Raw genomic sequence first — 18382 nt, forward strand, 5'->3', positions numbered from 1 at the left:
ATGGCCTTTTGTTCCATTCATGAAAGAGCCTGCAATGAATACCCACGCCGTGCGACGCATCCTCGGTCTCCTGGCCTGCGCAATGGCTGCCGTCAGCCCCTTGGCCCATGCCCAGACCGACAACTACCCCGCCAAGCCCATCACCATCGTGGTCGGTTATCCGCCGGGCGGCAGCACCGACCTGACCGGGCGCGTGGTGGCCGCAGCCCTGGCCAAAAGCCTGAACGCCACGGTCGTGGTCGAGAACATCGGGGGTGCCGGCGGCGCCATCGGTGCGCAAAAGGTGCTCGGTGCGGCGCCTGACGGTTACACCCTGTTGGTGGGCGCCAACAACGAAGTGGCCATCAACCGGCTGGTTTCGTCCACCATCAAGTACAGCTGGCAGGACTTCACCCCCATTGGGCTGATCGCCTCGCAGCCCTTGGTGCTGGTGACATCGCCCAAGATGGGCGTGAAAAACACCGATGAGTTCCTCAAGCTGGCCAAGTCCAACCCGGGTCGCTTCAGCTATGGCAGCTCGGGCGTGGGCACTTCATTGCACCTGGCCGGTGAAATGGTCAAGGAGCAAGCGGGCATCTTCATGACGCACATTCCTTACCGCGGTGTGGCCCCGTTGGCCACCGACGTGATCGGCAACAACTTGGAGGTTGGCGTGTTCGTGCTCTCCAGTGGTCTGCCCCATATCCGCAGCGGCAAGGTGGTGGCCCTGGGCACCACCGAAAAGAACCGGTCGAAGGTCACTCCGGAGATTCCCGCATTGGCCGAGCATCCGCTCCTGAAGAACACCGACATCAGCACCTGGTTTGTGCTGATGGGCCCTGGCAAGCTGCCAGAGCCGATTGCCGCCAAATTGAAAAAAGGTCTGGCCGATGCCCTGCAAAACCCCGAATTGCGCAGCAAGCTTGAAGCCTCCGGCTCGGCCGTGGCCCAAGGCGCGGTGGACATGAACAAGTTCCTGCGCGAAGAGACCGCCAAGTACCAGCGCATCGTTGACTTTGCCAAGATCCGCGAATGACACCCCTTCCATTTGATCTGCCCTGCCCCGACATCTCGATGTGGCGCCAGGGCAACACCGGCACCGAAGGCGTCTGGCATTTCGATTCGGGACAACCCGGCCGGCATGTCCTGATCAGCGCCCTCATCCACGGCAACGAACTGTGTGGCGCCTGGGCGCTCAAGGGCCTGCTGGAGGCGGGCGTTCGCCCCGCGGTGGGTCAGCTCACCTTGATGTTCGCGAACCTGAGGGCATTCGAGCGCTTTGACGAGGCGAACCACGATGCATCGCGTTTTGTCGACGAAGACATGAACCGCCAATGGATGGACGATCGCATCGCTGAACCCCGCACGCTCGAGCGCCAGCGCGTGGCCGCGCTCGCCCCTTGGGTGCAACAGGCCGACTGGGTGCTGGACCTGCATTCCATGCACGAACCTGGCGCGCCGCTGCTGCTGACCGGTGTGCAGCCACGCAACCTGCAACTGGCACGCCAGCTGGCCAACCCGGTTCACATCGTGGTCGATGCCGGTCACAAGGACGGCGTGCGCATGCGCGACTACGGGCGCTTTGGCCTGCCCGATGACGAGGCGCCCGGGACGCGTTCGCTGCTGATCGAATGTGGCTTCCATGGCGACCCGGCCAGCCGCGATGTGGCGCGTGACCTGAGCATCCGTTTCCTTGAGGTGTCGGGTGTGCTCTCGGCCTCCGCCTTGCAAGCGGCATTGCCCGGCTGGAGACAGGCCGACGCCCAGCAACAGTGGGCCCTCGAAGTGACCGGACCGGTGGTGGCGCGCAGCGAGAAATTCCGTTTCACCGAGCCGTTCAAGGGACTGGAATGCATCGCTCAGGCGGGTACGGTGATTGGCGACAACGATGGCGAGCCTGTCACCACGCCTTATGACGACTGCGTGCTGGTCATGCCCTCGGTGCGACAGGCCCGGGCGGGCGTGACCGTGGTGCGTTTCGCACGGCGGCGGCCCTTGTAGCCAAGCCACCGCCCCAGACCCGCCGCTGGCCGTGCCGGGGCGGTGTGCATCACGCCGGAGCGCACAAAGCAAAACCCGCAAAGCTTGCGCTGTTGCGGGTTTTGTTGTGAAGGGTGCGGTTGAGCGATCAGCGCACCTGCGACTTCAAGAAGCTTCAGGCCATGAAGATGGCAATGAAAGCCAGCAAGAAAATCAGCACCGCACCGGCGGCTGGAATGACCACGGGAATGTGCTTGACCACGTTTTCCACGGGATCGTCAGATGTATGAGAGTCGTTGTGAGCAGACATGGGGTACCCCGAAACAAGAATGCACATATTGTAGCCAAGCGCTCATGGCATTCTTTTCACAAGGCTGACGGGTTGATGGACGCACTCACTCGGCCACGATCTTGCGTTCACGGATGACCCGGCCCCACATGGCCGTGTCGGCGGCCATGTAGCGTGCCAATTCATCTCGGCTGCCAGGCATGGGCGTCAATCCGTGTTTGTTGAGCTGGTCGACCACTTCGGGCGTGGTCAGAACTTTGACCAGCTCGGTGTTCCATCGGTCGAGCAGCGGCTTGGGCACTTTGGAGGAGGCCACAAACGCGTACCAGTTGGTGGCGTTAAAACCCGCTAAGCCCGACTCGGCAATCGTCGGCACCTTGGGCAAGCTGGCCACGCGTTGCGCGCCTGTGCTGGCCAGCGGAATCAACTTGCCCGCCTCAATGTGCGGGGCTGCGGTGGCCATGGTGGCGTACCAACCGGTCACCCGGCCACCCAGTACGTCTTGAAGTGCAGCGGCACCCCCTTTGTAAGGGACGTGCACGGTGTCCAGATTGGCCATGTCATTGACCAATTCACCCGCCAGGTGCGACGCAGAGCCGGGTCCGGTGGAGGCAAAAGTGATCGTGCCTGGGTTCTTGCGGGCACTGGCCAAAAATTCTGCAAAGGTCTTGATGCCCGCACCGGCATGGACCACCAGGACGTTCGGAAAATTAACGGCCATGGTCAGAGGCGCCAGGTCCTTGACGGGGTCGTAAGGCAGTTTCATCATGTGTGGCGCAATGGCCAAGGGTCCCACCGAACCCAACAACAAAACACTGCCGTCGGCTGGGCCGCTGGCGGTGAACTGGTGCGCGATGTTGCCGCCAGCGCCGGCTTTGTTCTCCACGGTGACCGAAATGCCCAGGTTTTCGCCCAAACGTTTGGCGATGATGCGCGCACCCATGTCGGCCGCACCGCCCGCGACAAAGCCCACGACCATGGTCACGTTCTTTTTGGGTGGAAACTCTTGGGCATGGGCTGGGTTGGCCTGCAAGCCCCAAACACCTGCCAGCAATCCAGCGCAGGCCAAAAGCCATGAACGCCGCGCTGTCTGCCCTGCGGCTGTGGTATCCAATCTGAGGTATTTCATGTTCAAGCTCCAATCCATAGAGCCATAAGCCTAACAGGCCAGACCCCAGGCTGCAGTCGCTTGCGTTGCCCTTGCCTGCGGTTTTTTGAGGTCTGGTTGTTGCTAATAGACGGGGCTGTCACCGTCTCTATACTGATCCAAAGCGGCGCTTTTCGGCTCATGTCAGCGCGCTTCCAACTTCGTTGCACAAGCGGTATTCATCGGTATGGCTTCATCGGTTCTTATTTTGGGCGCGGGCATGGTCGGCATCAGCACCGCCTTGCATTTGCAGCAACGCGGGTTCGATGTGGTGCTGGTGGACCGGCGTGCGCCGGGCCAAGAAACGTCCATGGGCAATGCCGGTTTGATCCAGCGCGAAGCGGTTGAGCCCTACCCTTTCCCAAGGGAGCCCGGCTTTTTGCTGGATGTGGCTTTGGGGCGCGGTGCCAAGGTGCATTGGCACGCTCAAGGGCTGTGGCACATGGGCAAAGAGCTGATGGGCTATCTGCACCATTCGCATCCTTTGCGCCATGCCGTGGCCACTGCGGCCTACAGCCGCCTGATTGCCCATTCCAACAATGAGCATGCCCCATTGATCGCGGCCGCAGGCGCACAGGAGTTGGTGGGGCATGAAGGTTACCGCTATGTTTTTCGCACGCCCGAGGCCTTCGACAAAGCGGCACAGCGGGCCGAAGATTTGCTGACACGTTTCGGTGTGCGCTTCCAAGCAGAAAACGCTGCCCAACTCGCGCAGGCCGAGCCTGCTTTGCACAGGCCGCTGGCGGGCGCCGTCCACTGGCTGGACACCTGGGCTGTGAATGACCCGGGTGCTTTGGTGCAGCGTTATGCCGATTTGTTGGAGGCGCGTGGCGGCTGTCTGATGGTGGGCGACGCGGCCAGTTTGCAGGCGCAAGGCGCGGGCTGGTCGGTCAACACCACCGATGGCCCGGTGCACGCCCAGCACGCTGTGCTGGCCCTGGGCCCTTGGTCCGATGGCTTGATCCGCACACTGGGCTACCGATTTCCTCTGTTCATCAAGCGCGGTTATCACCAGCACTACACACCACCCGCCCCCTTGAGGCAACCCCTGCTCGATGCCGAGCGTGGCTACGTGCTGGCGCCCATGCAGCGTGGCTTGCGCCTGACCACCGGTGCCGAGTTTGCGCCCATCGATGCCCCGTCCACGCCGGTGCAACTGGCCAAGGCCGACGCCTTGGCGCGTGAATTGATGGATTTGGGCCAGCCCCTGCCCGAGCCACCTTGGCTCGGCGCGCGTCCTTGCGTCGCCGACATGCTGCCCGTGATCGGCCCGGCGCCGCGCCACCCTGGGCTGTGGTTCAACTTTGGTCATGCGCACCAAGGCTTCACCATGGGCCCGGTGTCAGGCCGCTTGCTGGCCGAAATGGTGTGTGGCGAGCCAATTTGCGTCGACCCGACGCCCTATTCGCCCGCGCGGTTTGGGTGATCAAGGCCAGCCCAAGGCCTCAGCACACCCGGTAAAAGCTCATGAACACCCCATCGGGTGCGCGGCGGCCAACGCCGATGAACTGGCTTTCGCTCAGCCAAGCCCACTGGGGTGTGGTGGCTTCAAGCTTGGGTTGGCAGCGGAAGTACACCTCGTCCGGGTTGACGGGTTGGCCGTTCATGATGCGTTGAGAGTTTTCCAGCGAGGCCACGCGCAAAGCGGTGTTTTGCACAAACACCCGGCTGCCGTCGTCGAGCTCGATGACATAGCGCGCATCCAGGTGTGCCTGCGTGCCGCCGCCCAAAATCAGTTGAAAGTCGGCCCCACCGGCCAACACTTTGCCGTTCACCCGGGGGCCCGTCACGGTGCCGCCCGTGATGGGGATCATGCGGCGCAAGCCGGCAGCGGTTTGACCCACTTCCACGGGGGCAGCGATGGTCACGGCCAGATCGCACAGGTGTTCAAGTGTGGGGGGTGGCAAGGTCAAGTTCATGGTCATCCAAAAAATGGACGCCTTGAGGGTTCAAGGCGTCACACTGTTTTCACCGAACCCGATCAGAAGGGGTAGTGGCGCGGCGTCGTCTGGATGGTGATCCAGCGCAACTCGGTGAATTCGTGGATGCCGGCTTTGCCGCCAAATCGACCGTAGCCACTGCCTTTGACACCGCCAAAAGGCATTTGTGCCTCATCGTGCACGGTGGGGCCGTTGACATGGCAAATGCCGGAGTCGATCTTTCGGGCCACGTTGAAGGCGCGGGCAATGTCTTTGCCAAACACCGATGAAGACAGGCCATATTCGTTGTCGTTGGCGCAAGCGATGGCTTCTTCAACACCTTGAACGCGCACGATCGCTTTGACGGGTGCAAAGCTCTCTTCGCGGTAGATGCGCATGGCCGGCGTCACATGATCGAGCAGCGTGGCGGGCATCAGCGTGTCGGTGGACTTGCCACCGCAGAGCAACTTGGCGCCCTTGGCCAATGCGTCGTCGATCAGGCCGTTGCAATGCTCGACCGTGCTCATGCCAATCACGCTGCCCAAGACCACAGGCTCGGGCTTGCGTGGGTCGCCCAAGGGCAGGTTGCTGGCTTTGTTGGCAAAGCGCTTGACAAATTCATCGGCAATTTTTTCGTCCACGATGATGCGCTCGGTGCTCATGCAAATTTGACCGCTGTTGGCAAAACTGCCAAAGGTCGCACCATTCACCGCGTCGTCGATGTCGGCGTCATCCAAGATCACCATGGGCGCCTTGCCCCCCAGCTCCAGGATCACGGGCTTGAGGTATTTGGCGCAGGTTTGCGCAATGATTTTCCCCACTTTGGTCGAGCCCGTGAAATTCACACGGCGAACCGCTGGGTGAGCGACCATGGCCTCCACCACGGCACCGGCATCTGCAGGCGCGTTGGTGATGTAGTTCACCACGCCTGCAGGAAAGCCGGCCTCTTGAAAAGCTTCCACAATCAGCTGGTGTGTTTTGGGGCAATTTTCAGACCCCTTGAGGATGACCGTGTTGCCGCAAGCCAAGGGGGTGGCGATGGCACGGACGCCCAAAATGACCGGGGCATTCCAAGGTGCAATGCCCAGCACCACGCCCGCAGGTTGACGAATGCCCATGGCCAAGCTGCCCGGCACATCCGAAGGAATCACTTCACCCGAGACTTGTGTGGTCAGTGACGCGGCTTCGCGGATCATGCCCGCAGCCAAGAACACATTGAAGCCCGCCCACATGCCTGTGGCCCCCGTTTCGGCAGGAACCGCTTCGATGAAGTCCGGTGTTTTGGCTTCCAGTTTTTCGGCGGCTTTGAGCAACAGGGCTCTTCTCTCGTTGGGGCCTGTCTCACTCCAGGTTTTAAAAGCTTCGGCAGCCGCTTCGACCGCCATGATCGCGTCCGCGGTCGATGCAGCGGGGGCGCGTGTGGCCACCGTGCCATCCAAAGGGTTGCGCCTCTCAAAGGTGGCGTTGTTTTCGGCAGTGACCTTGAGGCCATTGATGAGCATGGACATGTCGGACATGGAATTGCACTCCTGGAAAATGAAAAATCAAATGGATCGAACCGTTTTTTCTAGCGCTTGAGATGCGGAGCGTGTATCGCTGGATGCGGCGCCCAAATAAGCTTCGCGAATGACACTGGAGCGCACCAGCAACTGCGATGAACCGTGCGCCACCAAATTGCCACGCTCGATGACATAACCCCGGTCTGCGACGGCCAGTGCTTTTCTGACGTTTTGCTCCACCATCAAAACCGTGGTGCCGCTGTCGGCGATGCGCCGCGTCATTTGCAGCAATTCATCGACCATGCGAGGCGCCAAGCCCAAAGAGGGTTCGTCCAACATCAAGAGCTTGGGCGCGGACATCATGGCGCGGGCAATGGCCACCATTTGTTGTTCGCCGCCACTCATCGTGCCGGCCAGTTGGTTGAAGCGTTCACGCAGTTTGGGAAAGTCATCCATCACCGCATTCATGCGGGCCTGCCGGTCTGCAGCGGACTGCAGCCAACCGCCCAGTTCAAGATTTTCTTGAACGGTCATTTGGGGGAACAGTTGCCGACCTTCAGGGACCAAGGCCATGCCGGCCTGAACGATCTCATGGGCTTTTTCGGGCAAGTCATCGCCATTGAACAAGACCTCGCCGCGCATCGGTATTTGACCGGACAGGGCGCGCAAAAGCGTGGTTTTGCCGGCGCCATTCGGACCCAAAATGACCGTCAATCCGGGCAAAACGTCAAAGTTCAAATTGCGAACCACTTCAAAGGGCCCGTACCCTGCAGACAAACCGCGCACCTTGAGTTGGGCTTTTCCGGATCCACCCAAAACAAAGGGCTGAGGGCGATACCACATCATGCCAATCCCTCCGAAGCGTTGACCATTTCGTCACCCAAATAAGCCTCGATGACGTCCTTGTCCCGAACCACCTCTGAGGGCCGGCCGTCGGCGATCTTTTTGCCCTGGTGAAGCACGATCACCCGCTCGACATGCTTGAGCAATATCTTCACGGCATGCTCGATCCAGATGACCGACAAATCGAGTTCGTCACGCAGCCGGCGAATCAGCCGGGCCATTTCTTCCACTTCAATCTCGGTCAGTCCGGCGGCCACCTCGTCGAGCAGCAAAATGCGCGGACGTGTCGACAAGGCCATGCCGATCTCCAAGATGCGCTGCTGCGATGGGGTGATGGCCGCAGCCGGCAAATCGGCCAGCTGTGACAAACCAATCACCGACAAAATGCTGCTGACGTCGCGCAGTGCCCATGGCACACCGATTTCTTCGCCCCAAAAAATGTATTTGCGCGGTCTGCGGCCTGCAAACTGCAAGCCAAAACGGATGTTTTCACTGACGCTCAAGTCGGCAAACACGCGCGGTGTCTGAAAGGTTCGGGCCAGCCCACGCGCAGCAAAGCTGTGCGGAGCGGCACCGGCCAAAGATTTGCCCTCGATGGCCAGCTGTCCGCTGGTCAGAGGCGTGACCCCCGAGATGGCATTGAAGAACGTGGTTTTGCCAGCGCCATTGGGCCCCATGATGCCCACCAATTCACCGGCTTGGATGTCCACACTCACCGCATCCACGGCGGTCAGCCCGCCAAAACGCACGGTGATGTCTTGGGCACGCAGCAGGATGTTTTTAGGTGCCGACACTGCGTCTCTCCTTGGCGCGCTTTTTGTCGCGCGCTTTGTCCCCGCTCAGGTCGTAGCGAAGGTCTTTCCACCATTGGCGGGTGTCAGTGCGCCAGTCTTTGAAGGTTTGCCAACGCAGCGAAGCCAAGCCCCCGGGCAAATACAGCACACTGAGGATCAGCAAAAAGCCGAGCGTCATCATGTAAATCTGAGGGGCTTGCAGGCGCAAGGTCTCGGCCAAAATGCTGAACACAATCGCCGCAATCAAGGGCCCCCAGATGGTCATGGCGCCGCCGATCAGGGCAATCAACACGGTCTGAAACCCGATGAAGGGGTTGAACGCCGTGTGCGGGTCAATGTAGGTCCAACGCACCGCCATGGCGGCCCCCACGCCCCCCGCCACCGCCGCGGTAAAGGCAAAACCGGCCACCTTGATCCACCGCGTGTTGACCCCCAAGGTTTGCGCCCGTTGCTCGTCCCCGCCAATGCCCAGCAACGCCAAACCAAAGCGGGTGCGACGCAATCCGATCGACAGGCCCACCGAGATCACGGCCAGCAACAAAACCGTGTGGTAAATCGTGCTCATGTCAGGCACGGTGGTCAGCACCCGGCCCACGGTGCCATGCACCGATTTTTCGTAATAACTGATGGCGTGGCGAATCAACTCGGCCATGCCAAAGGTCAGCACGGCAAAGTAAGTGCCGCGCAGGTGCAACACCCCCAAACCCATGACCACCGCCACGGCCGCAGCCACGCCAGAACCCAAGGCGATGGCACTGGCCCAAGGCAAGGTGTCCAAGTTCATGGCCGTGGTGTAAGCGCCCAGACCAAAAAAAGCCGAGGTGGCCAAGGACAAATAGCGCGAGGCACCACAGAAGAAGCCCCAGCTGGTCGACAGGGCCACGTACATCAAGCACGTCAGCGCCATCGACAGCGCAAATTCGCTCCCATACCCGGGCAGTGCCAATGCCCAGCCGGTCAGGCCAAACAGCACCAGCACGTCACGCCACAACAAGTTCTTGGAGTTCATTTTGCAAAAAGCCCTCTTGGACGAAACAACAACACGCCAATGAAGACGACATAGGACAGCAGCGCCTTGAGCGACGGGTTGGTGAAGTGCATGCCCAGTGCTTCAATCACGCCCAACATCAGGCCGCCTGCCAGTGCGCCGCCCATGCTGCCAAAACCGCCCAGGGTGATGACGATCAAAGCCGTCACGGTGTAGGGTTCGCCCATCGCTGGCGAAATGGTGTAAGCCATCGACAGCAAACACCCGGCCAAACCGGACAGGCCCAGGCCAATGCCAAACATCAAGGGGTGCAAGGTGCGCGTGTTGATGCCCACCAATTGCGCACCCACTTGCGACTGCATGAGCGCCCTGACGCCTTTGCCCAACAACGTTTTGCGCAAAACGATCATCAAGCCCAGGCTGAACACCAAGGCCATGGCAAAGACCAACAATTTGTTGCCTGCGAACTGGGCGCCCCCCATGGCCACCGGGTCGGTCATGAAGTCGTAGCCCCGAAGCTCTCCCCCCCAAATGGCCGAGACCATGTTTTGGATCAGGAACATCAGGCCAAAGGCCACCATCAGGCCGCGCGCCTCGAAGATGTCCAGGGTCGGCGATGTCGCATTGAGCCGCCTGAAGCACAGCCAGTGGATCACCAAGCCCAGCAGCATCAGCACCCCAAAGGACACGGGCAGCATGAGCAGAGGCGACAAGCCAAACTGGGTCTGAACCATCCAGGTGAGGTAAGCCCCCACCATCAAAAATTCACCGTGCGCAATGTTGAGGATGCGCATGAGGCCGTATTGCAAATTCAGCCCCAGCGCCACCAATGCGTAGATACCGCCAGTGATCAAGCCACTGGCAATGAGCTCCATCCAGGCGGTGATCGACACGGCTTACTTCCAGACAGGTTTGTTGGTGTTGATCTTGGCCGTGGCCAATTTGGGCGGCCAGACCACTTCAAACTCACCGTTCTGCCATTGGCTGACCGTTCCTGGCGTGGCCGTGTTTTCACTGCCTGTGAACTTCACGTCACCAATGATGGTCTTGTGGTTGGTGTTGGCGATGTAATCGCGCAAGGCCTTTTTATCGAGGCCCACTTGCTTGACGCCTGCGGTCAGGATCTCCAAGCCAGCCCATGTGTGGCCGCTGGCCCAGCGATCGGGTTCTTTGCCCGCAAATTTCTTGGTGTGTGCGTCAAAGTAAGCCTTGGCACCGGGGCTGGTCTTGGCGTTCCAAGAGCCCATGCCCATCACGCCTTCGGCGCCGGCAGGGGTCATGACGTTGCGGTACAGCTGGAAGGCCGTGCCCACCGAGGCGTAGAAAAACTTGGGGTTGAAACCCACTTCTTTGGACTGGCGGCTGGCCAAAATCGTGTCCGGTGGGTAGGTGAAGCCCACGAACGCATCTGGGTTTTTGTCCTTGATGGAGCGCAAAACAGGCGACAAGTCTTTCACACCGCCGGGGTAGCTTTTTTCTTCCACCATTTGGATGCCACTGCCTTGCAAGGCCACTTTCAAGGCGGCGTAGTTCTCAAGGCCAAACAGATCGTCCACATAAATGCAGGCAATGGTTTTGACGCCGTTGGCCTTGAACATCTCGACCAAGGCATTGGTCATGGGTGCAGGTTGCTGCAGCAGCAAGAAGAAGTAGGGCAACTTCATCTCCACCAATTTGCGACTCAAAGCTGTAGGTGCCAAGAAGGGATAACCGAAACGGTTGGCCAAAGGGGCCACGGCAAAGTTGGCATTGCTGCCCCAAGGAGGCAAGACCAGATCGACTTTGTCCGATCCCATCAGCTTTTCATAAGTTCTGACACAGGTTTCCACATCGCTGCGGTCATCCGAGCTGATCAACTCGATGGGGCGTTTGACGCCTTTGACATCCAAACCGCCTGCCGCATTGACTTGTTCGGCCCAGAGCAGATAGTTCGGCTCTTGACTGACTTGAGCGCCCCCGGTCCATGGGCCGGTCCTGGCCATGGCGTAACCGATGCGCACAGGCTTGACCTGAGCACGCAGGGCGGGTGCCAGCGAAGCAGCACCCAAGGCTGCGGCACCTTGAATCATTTGTCGACGTGTCGTCATGTTGTGTCTCCTGGTGATGGATCTGCTCAGACCCTGTTGAGTGAAAGAAAACCAACTCGTAACTTACTAGCAAAATGCCCAGCTTGCTGTGCAATTTGTGCACTGTTTCCACCTCAACAGGCGTCTTGACATACGGGTAATCCCTCAATCTTGGCCGTTGAGGGGGATTTGGTGCTTGTCCATAATCGTTTTGTCAGCCCAACTCCCATGTCCAAGACCCTGTCCCTTTCCACCGATGCACTCCCTGTCAAAGACAGGATGGGCCAGTGGTCGGAATGGATCACGCAGCAATTCGGCGGTTTGCAATCCGACCTGTACGGCGACACGGTTTTCGATGGCCACATGCAAACCTCCCGTGCGGGTCAGGTCATCTTGACCAAGCTGGAGGCTTCCAGGCACCGGGTGGTCAGAACCCCACAGATGGCCCGAACCAGCGAGGTGCCCTACCTGAAAATCGTGGCCCCCTGGCAGGGCCAAGCGCAAGTGCACCAAATGCAACGCGAAGCCAAGGCCGACGTGGGTGGCTGGGTGATTTACGACACCACCACCGCCTATGAAGTGGCCAATCCCAGCCGCGTCGAGCATTTGATCGTCATGGTCCCCAAAGACCAAGCGGCCCAAAGAGGCTTGCGCTTGGATGGTTTGATGGCCCGGCGTTTGGGCGCGGGGGGGATCTCGCGGGTCGCCTTGGAGGCGATGCGCAACACCTACCTGGAGTTGCCTTACATGAGTGACAGCGCCGCGCAGGGTGCCGGCGACCTGATCATTGACCTGGTCAAACTTTCTTTGTCCGAGCTGGCAGGCCAAGAAACCGCCATGACCCAGCGCGAGGCTTTGCGCGACAGGATCAGGCACCATGTTCACAAGTACCTCAGAGATCCTGACTTGAGTGTGGACGGCATCGCGCGCGCCCTCAATTGCAGCCGCAGGCATTTGTACAACGCCTTTGAGGGCGAGGGCGAGTCGGTGGCGGCTTACATCCAGCGCATGCGCCTGGAGGCTTGCATCAAAGACCTGCAAGCCAGCACACCCAAAGCCCGTCCCATCACCGACATCGCGGTCTCATGGGGGTTTGGCAACCCCTCTCACTTCAGCCGACTGTTCAAAGAGCACACCGGTGCCAGCCCCAGCGATTTTCGCAACCAAAGCCTGGAAAAGCTGAGCGGCCATTTTTAGACCAGACCTTTATCGCTTGGATGGGGCTTGTCGGCCACAACTTCAAGCTTCAGTCTGAGTGGGTCGGTTTGGTGTTGCCCATCCAGGCGGTCAATGAAGAGCGCATGGCTTCTTCGACCGACATGTCCAGCACCTGCACCCATTCACGCGGCACAAACACGGTGTAGCCGCCGATCATGTAGCCCATGGGCAAATACACCGCCACGTGTTGGCGGGTGTGTGCGTCCAGTGGCAGGTCCGTCAGGTTTTGGCGTGTGACCAAACCGATGATCGAGATGTCGCTGCCGGGCTTCTTCAAAAGCACCACTTGTTGTGCATCGCGTTCGTGTGGCGAAAAATAATCCGCAAAACTCTTGAGCGAGGAGTAGATGCTTTTGACCAAGGGCAGGTTGGTGAAGGGCAGCTCCACCCAGCTGAGCATGCGGGTCATGAAGGGCTGCGAGACCACAAAACCCAGCACCAAAATCAAGCCTGTGCCCAGGACGATGCCCAAGCCGGGCAGGTAAAACTCACCCGTGAACGGGCGCAGCACCTGCATGGCCAAACCTTCGACCCAGGTCACAAACAAATACAACACATAAACCGTCAGGCCGACAGGCAAAAAGCTGATGAGGCCACGGAAAAAATAGGCGTAAAGGCGTTTCATGCGGTCCATTGTGACCGCACGCCAATGGACCGAAATTGGCGGGGGAAAGTGGGCTTGCCGGCCCATGCGCGGCCCAGAAAGCGGGCCTGCGTTTTAATACGGGCTTGCTTTTCTGGCCCACGAAACTTTGCTTTTCATCCACCCCATGCTTTCCACCCAAGACAAAACCCGCATCGACGACACCCGCATTGCCTCGGTGCGCCCCCTCATGACACCGGCCCTTTTGGAGGAGCGGCTGCCCGCTTCGCCTGCCCACTTGGCTTTGGTGGAGCGTTCGCGGCAAGACATCTCGAACGTGTTGCAGGGTCAAGACGACCGCTTGGTCGTGGTGGTTGGGCCCTGCTCGATTCACGACCACGATCAGGCCATCGCTTATGCCCGTCTGCTCAAAGCCGAGGCCGACAAGCACGCGAAGGACCTGCAGATCGTGATGCGTGTGTATTTTGAAAAGCCACGCACCACGGTGGGTTGGAAGGGCTACATCAACGACCCGCACTTGGACGGCAGTTTTGCCATGAACCAAGGGCTGGAGATGGCCCGCAAACTGTTGCTGGACATCCTCGATGTCGGCCTGCCCGTGGCCACCGAATTCCTGGACTTGCTCAGCCCGCAGTACATCAGCGACCTGGTCACCTGGGGCGCGATCGGCGCCCGCACGACGGAGAGCCAAAGCCACCGCCAGCTGGCCAGTGGCCTGTCGTGCCCGGTGGGCTTCAAAAACGGCACCGACGGCGGTGTCAAAGTGGCCGCAGATGCGGTGGTGGCGGCCAAAGCCGCGCACGCCTTCATGGGCATGACCAAGATGGGCCAGGCCGCGATCTTCGAGACACGCGGCAACCAAGACGTGCACATCATCTTGCGCGGCGGCAAAGCGCCCAATTATTCGGCCGCCGATGTGGACGCCGCATGCAAAGCGCTGGAGTCTTCAGGCATTGCACCGCAGGTCATGGTGGACGTGTCGCACGCCAACAGCAGCAAACAGCACGCCAAGCAGATCGAGGTGGCGCAGGACGTGGCCGCTCAAGTGGCAGGCGGGGACCGCCGCATCATGGGCCTGATGATCGAGAGCCACTTGAACGAGGGCCGACAAGATCTGAAAGAAGGTCAGCCGCTGGCACACGGCGTGTCCATCACCGACGCCTGCATCAGCTTTGCGCAGACCACGCCGGTGCTGGACGCGCTGGCGCTGGCTGTTCAAAGGCGCCGAGGTCGCGCCTGAAAGCGCCCGCGCAGTGCGCAGGTCGCCTTGGGCTCAGTCCAGACTCAGACCAATTTTGCGCGACACGGCGCCCCACTTGGCAAAGTCCTTGGCCACTTTGGCGACCGCCTGCTCCGGCGTGCTGCCGATCACGATCTGGTCGGAGGCCCTGAGCCGCTCGGTGGCCTCTGGGGTGCGCAGCGCGTCGACCACCGCCTGGCGGAATTTGGCCACGATGTCATCGGGCACTTGTTTGGGGGCGATCAAGATCAGGCTGAAATCGGCCTCGTAGCCTTTCACCCCGGCTTCTTCGATGGTGGGCACTTCAGGCAAGGAGGGCGCGCGCGCCTGGCCCGACACGGCCAGCGCCGTCAATTTGCCCGAGCGCACATGCGGCAGCACCGTGGGCCCGGCCAGCAAACCGCAAGGCACCTGGTTGGCCAGCACGTCTTGCATGGCGGGCGCTGGGCCTTTGTACGGGATGTGCGTCATTTGCATGCCGGTCATGCTCAGCAGCAACTCGGTGGACAAATGCCCCGGCACACCCGCGCCGCCCGAGGCATAGCTCAAAGGCGTGGTTTTGGATTTGGCGATCAGCTCGGACACTGTCTTGACGCCCAGCGAAGGGTTGCACACCAAGGTTTGGCTGAACGAAGACAACACGCTGATGGGCTTCAAGTCGTCGAGCTTGAAAGGGATGGTTTTGTACACATGCGGGTTGACGGTGAGCAGGGTGTCGGTCGCGAACAAAAAGGTGTAGCCATCGGGCGTGGCACGCGCCACGTTGGCGGCGCCGATGTTGCCACCCGCACCAGGCTGGTTCTCGATCACGATGGGTTGCTTGAGGTTGGCCAAAATTCTTTCGGCCACTGTGCGCATGACCAGGTCACTGGGCCCACCGGGCGGGAAGGGAATGACCACTTTGATGGGGCGCTGTGGCCAGGCTTGGGCCAGGGCGGTGCTGCTGGCACACACGACCAGCAAAGCGGCGATGAGGGACAAACCCCGGGCTCTGGGCGCAAAGGCAAGGGGGGCTGAAACAAAAAACGGCATGTTGAACTCCTGAAGGATCAGGACATGCTATCGAAGCGCTCCCAGAACGCTCACCTTGAAAACCCTGAAGCGCGGCGTTCAGCTGTCGCCTGCAAGACCCGAAGGCCCTGCAGGGTGTTTAACCCGCCAGCCCCACAAACACGTTTTGCACGTCGTCGTTGTTGTCGATCGCGCCCAAAAAGGCTTCGACTTCTTCGAGCTGTTCGGCGCTCAGGTTGGCCGGGTCGACCGGGTTCTTGGGTTTGTAGCCCAGTTTGGCCGACACCACGGTGAAGCCGTGTTCGGGCAGGGCGCGGCTGACCAGGTCCAGGTCGGTCGCTTCGGTGATGAAAATCGAAACACCGTCTTCGTCGGCAGGCTCAAAGTCTTGTGCACCGGCTTCGATGGCGGCCAACTCCGGGTCGGCACCGGCCTGGGTGGGTTCGGCTTCGATGAAACCCACATGGTCAAAGTCCCACGAGACCGAGCCCGAAGTGCCTTGCTGGCCCTTGCGGAACAACACGCGCATTTCAGACGCGCTGCGGTTCACGTTGTCGGTCAGCACTTCGATCATCACCGGCACTTGGTGCGGGGCAAAACCTTCGTAAATCACGCGTTCAAAGCTCACGGCATCGCCCAACAGGCCGGCGCCTTTCTTGATGGCGCGCTCCAGCGTTTCTTTGGGCATGGACACCTTGCGGGCCTGCTCGACCACCAAGCGCAGGCGCGAGTTGGCGGCCGGATCGGCGCCGTTGCGGGCGGCAATCATGATGTCCTTGGCCAATCGGCCAAACAATTTGCCTCTGGCGTCTGCGGCTTGTGCTTTGCCTTTGGCTTTCCATTGCGCGCCCATGGGGTCTTCCTTGTGTTGGGGTCAAAGCTGGAAGTTTAAGCGCTCGCTCGCCCATTGCGGGTCCAAGGCGGGTCTCACAGGTCACAGGCGTCAGGGCCTGGCAGGGCAATAATGCTCTTTCAAATTCAACACGGCCCATGAACCACCCTGCTTTGCCTTTGTTTCCCAGTTTTGCCCACCACCTGGTGGCGGTCAGCCCTGGCATGTCGATTTCGGCCATGGTGGGTGGGCAGGGCCCGGCCTTGCTCTTGCTGCACGGCCATCCGCAAACCTTGGCCATCTGGCACAAGGTGGCCCCGATGCTGGCCCAACACTTCACGGTGGTGGCGGCCGATTTGCGCGGCTATGGCGATTCGTCCAAACCTGAAGGGGGACCCGACCATGCGGCCTATGCCAAACGCAACATGGCGCAAGACATGGTGGCTTTGATGCGGCATTTGGGCTTTGCGCGATTTGCGGTGTTGGCGCATGACCGCGGCGCCCGGGTGGCGCACCGACTGGGCTTGGACCATTCTCAAGCGGTCAGCCGCATGGCCCTGCTCGACATCGCGCCCACCTTGGCCATGTACGCGCAGACCACCGAGGCCTTTGCCCGCGCCTATTGGCATTGGTTCTTTTTGATCCAGCCGCAGCCCATGCCCGAGCGCCTGATCGAGGCCAATCCGGCGGCTTATGTCACCGAGGTCATGGGCAACCGCAGCGCCGGACTGGCGCCATTCGATCCGCGCGCCCTGGCCGAATACCAGCGCTGCCTGGCCCTGCCGGGCGCAGCCCATGGCTTGTGTGAAGACTACCGGGCCTCAGCAGGCATTGACCTGGTGCATGACCGGGAGGACATCGCCCAAGGGCGACACTTGCAGATGCCGATCCAGGTGCTGTGGGGCGCGCAGGGCGTGGTGCAACGCTGTTTTGACCCGCTCAAGGCGTGGCAAAAAGTGGCCACCCAAGTCAGCGGCCAGGCCCTGCCCTGCGGCCACTACATCGCCGAAGAAGCGCCCGACGCCTTGCTGGCGCAGGTGCTGCCCTTTTTGAAGCCAACGCCTGCATGAGCCAGCACAACCGCCGAGGCATCGTCACCATGACCGGTGCCATGGTGTTCTTTGTCGTCAACGATGCGCTGGTCAAATGGGTCAGCGCCGACCTGTCTACACCGCAACTGATTTTTGTGCGCGGCGTGATGACCACCACATTGCTGCTGGCCCTGGCGGGTTGGATGGGCCAGTTGGCGATGTGGCGCACCACGTTGACCCGCTCTGTGCCTGCCCGCGCCGTGCTCGACAGCCTGGCATCCTTTACCTACCTCACCGCGGTGTTTCACATCCCTTTGGGCAACGCCACGGCCATCAACCTCGCGGGGCCCTTGTTCCTGACCCTGATGGCGGTGTTCTTTTTGCACGAGCGGGTCACGCTGGGCCGCTGGGCGCTGATCTTGCTGGGCTTTGCGGGTGTGCTGTTGGTGGTGCAGCCGCGCATGGGCGACTTCAATGCCTATGCCTTGCTCTGCCTGTTCGCAGCGGTGCTGCACGCAGGGCGCGATTTTCTGACGCGCCTGGTGCCCGCGCAAGTGCCTTCGCTGTTGATCACCTTGTCGACGGCGGTGATGGTCACGGTTCTGGCCGGTGTGTGGAGTTTGTTCGAGCCCTGGAAGCCCATGGCGACGCAGCACCTGTGGCAGCTGTTTGGCGCATCGCTGTGTCTGGCGGCGGGGTACCACTTGCTCACGCTCAGCATGCGTTTGGGCGACATGAGCGTGATCGGGCCATTCCGCTACAGCGGCCTGTTGGTGGCGCTGGTGCTGGGCTACTGGATGTGGGGCGATGTACCCAACCCGCTGGCCTGGTGCGGCATTGCGCTGGTGGTGGCGGCTGGACTGGGCTTGCTGCAGGCCGAGCGCCTGCGCCGGCAGGCTGCGGGAGGTCTGTAGGTCGGCAGCTTCAGCCCCAATGCGGAGG

19 protein-coding genes are annotated in these 18382 nt (G+C 60.7%); 7 read left to right on the forward strand and 12 right to left on the reverse strand.

Annotated features, from left to right (window positions below):
• The first annotated feature begins 34 nt into the window (after positions 1-34).
• Positions 35-1015, forward strand: coding sequence for a tripartite tricarboxylate transporter substrate binding protein (locus tag B472_RS09260; protein ID WP_019427306.1), 981 nt, complete (start codon positions 35-37; stop codon positions 1013-1015).
• Positions 1012-1980: a succinylglutamate desuccinylase/aspartoacylase family protein gene (locus B472_RS09265; RefSeq protein WP_026039607.1), complete on the forward strand. Its 969-nt coding sequence runs from the start codon at positions 1012-1014 to the stop codon at positions 1978-1980. The genes B472_RS09260 and B472_RS09265 overlap by 4 nt, the downstream gene beginning before the upstream one ends.
• A gap of 154 nt (positions 1981-2134) precedes the next feature.
• Here the strand turns inward: B472_RS09265 and B472_RS17435 are convergent, their stop codons facing one another.
• Both B472_RS17435 and B472_RS09270 read right to left on the reverse strand, forming a co-directional pair.
• Positions 2135-2269 (reverse strand): hypothetical protein, encoded by a 135-nt coding sequence (locus B472_RS17435; RefSeq protein ID WP_019427308.1) that lies wholly within the window; start codon positions 2267-2269, stop codon positions 2135-2137.
• Between the two features lie 85 nt (positions 2270-2354).
• Entirely contained in the window at positions 2355-3377 is a 1023-nt protein-coding gene (locus B472_RS09270) for a tripartite tricarboxylate transporter substrate binding protein (RefSeq protein ID WP_050995461.1), read from the reverse strand.
• A 205-nt stretch (positions 3378-3582) separates the two neighbouring features.
• On the opposite strand from B472_RS09270, the gene B472_RS09275 reads away from it, so the two are divergent.
• Entirely contained in the window at positions 3583-4821 is a 1239-nt protein-coding gene (locus B472_RS09275; RefSeq protein WP_026039609.1) for an FAD-binding oxidoreductase, read from the forward strand.
• A gap of 19 nt (positions 4822-4840) precedes the next feature.
• Here the strand turns inward: B472_RS09275 and B472_RS09280 are convergent, their stop codons facing one another.
• The 7 genes from B472_RS09280 to B472_RS09310 all read right to left on the reverse strand — a co-directional run bounded on the left by B472_RS09280 (position 4841) and on the right by B472_RS09310 (position 11525).
• Positions 4841-5314 (reverse strand): DUF3237 domain-containing protein, encoded by a 474-nt coding sequence (locus B472_RS09280; RefSeq protein ID WP_238147419.1) that lies wholly within the window; start codon positions 5312-5314, stop codon positions 4841-4843.
• Positions 5315-5376: 62 nt separating this feature from the next.
• Complete coding sequence (locus B472_RS09285) at positions 5377-6831, reverse strand: aldehyde dehydrogenase (protein ID WP_019427312.1); 1455 nt, start codon at positions 6829-6831, stop codon at positions 5377-5379.
• A 27-nt stretch (positions 6832-6858) separates the two neighbouring features.
• Positions 6859-7659, reverse strand: a complete 801-nt coding sequence (locus B472_RS09290) for an ABC transporter ATP-binding protein (RefSeq protein WP_019427313.1) — start codon at positions 7657-7659, stop codon at positions 6859-6861.
• A complete protein-coding gene (locus B472_RS09295) occupies positions 7656-8450 on the reverse strand; it encodes an ABC transporter ATP-binding protein (protein ID WP_019427314.1) in 795 nt (264 codons plus the stop codon). The genes B472_RS09290 and B472_RS09295 overlap by 4 nt, the downstream gene beginning before the upstream one ends.
• Positions 8437-9459 (reverse strand): branched-chain amino acid ABC transporter permease, encoded by a 1023-nt coding sequence (locus B472_RS09300; protein WP_019427315.1) that lies wholly within the window; start codon positions 9457-9459, stop codon positions 8437-8439. Before B472_RS09300 ends, B472_RS09295 begins: the two co-directional genes overlap by 14 nt.
• Positions 9456-10331, reverse strand: a complete 876-nt coding sequence (locus tag B472_RS09305; protein WP_026039611.1) for a branched-chain amino acid ABC transporter permease — start codon at positions 10329-10331, stop codon at positions 9456-9458. Before B472_RS09305 ends, B472_RS09300 begins: the two co-directional genes overlap by 4 nt.
• A 3-nt stretch (positions 10332-10334) precedes the next feature.
• Positions 10335-11525: an amino acid ABC transporter substrate-binding protein gene (locus B472_RS09310; protein WP_019427317.1), complete on the reverse strand. Its 1191-nt coding sequence runs from the start codon at positions 11523-11525 to the stop codon at positions 10335-10337.
• A gap of 207 nt (positions 11526-11732) precedes the next feature.
• Here B472_RS09310 and B472_RS09315 point away from each other — a divergent pair, with 207 nt between their 5' ends.
• A complete protein-coding gene (locus B472_RS09315) occupies positions 11733-12701 on the forward strand; it encodes a helix-turn-helix domain-containing protein (RefSeq protein WP_019427318.1) in 969 nt (322 codons plus the stop codon).
• 49 nt (positions 12702-12750) lie between these two features.
• On the opposite strand, the gene B472_RS09320 is transcribed toward B472_RS09315, so the two are convergent.
• Positions 12751-13347, reverse strand: a complete 597-nt coding sequence (locus tag B472_RS09320) for a DUF502 domain-containing protein (protein ID WP_202862780.1) — start codon at positions 13345-13347, stop codon at positions 12751-12753.
• Between the two features lie 145 nt (positions 13348-13492).
• Here B472_RS09320 and B472_RS09325 point away from each other — a divergent pair, with 145 nt between their 5' ends.
• A complete protein-coding gene (locus tag B472_RS09325) occupies positions 13493-14566 on the forward strand; it encodes a 3-deoxy-7-phosphoheptulonate synthase (RefSeq protein ID WP_019427320.1) in 1074 nt (357 codons plus the stop codon).
• Positions 14567-14599: 33 nt separating this feature from the next.
• On the opposite strand, the gene B472_RS09330 is transcribed toward B472_RS09325, so the two are convergent.
• Positions 14600-15598, reverse strand: coding sequence for a tripartite tricarboxylate transporter substrate binding protein (locus B472_RS09330; protein ID WP_019427321.1), 999 nt, complete (start codon positions 15596-15598; stop codon positions 14600-14602).
• A gap of 118 nt (positions 15599-15716) precedes the next feature.
• A complete protein-coding gene (locus tag B472_RS09335; protein WP_019427322.1) occupies positions 15717-16430 on the reverse strand; it encodes a YebC/PmpR family DNA-binding transcriptional regulator in 714 nt (237 codons plus the stop codon).
• A gap of 137 nt (positions 16431-16567) precedes the next feature.
• Here B472_RS09335 and B472_RS09340 point away from each other — a divergent pair, with 137 nt between their 5' ends.
• Complete coding sequence (locus B472_RS09340; protein WP_019427323.1) at positions 16568-17479, forward strand: alpha/beta fold hydrolase; 912 nt, start codon at positions 16568-16570, stop codon at positions 17477-17479.
• Complete coding sequence (locus B472_RS09345; RefSeq protein ID WP_019427324.1) at positions 17476-18354, forward strand: DMT family transporter; 879 nt, start codon at positions 17476-17478, stop codon at positions 18352-18354. The genes B472_RS09340 and B472_RS09345 overlap by 4 nt, the downstream gene beginning before the upstream one ends.
• The last annotated feature ends 28 nt before the right edge of the window (positions 18355-18382 follow it).

The sequence above is a fragment of the Limnohabitans sp. Rim28 genome (genome assembly GCF_000293865.2).
Lineage (GTDB): Bacteria > Pseudomonadota > Gammaproteobacteria > Burkholderiales > Burkholderiaceae_C > Limnohabitans_A.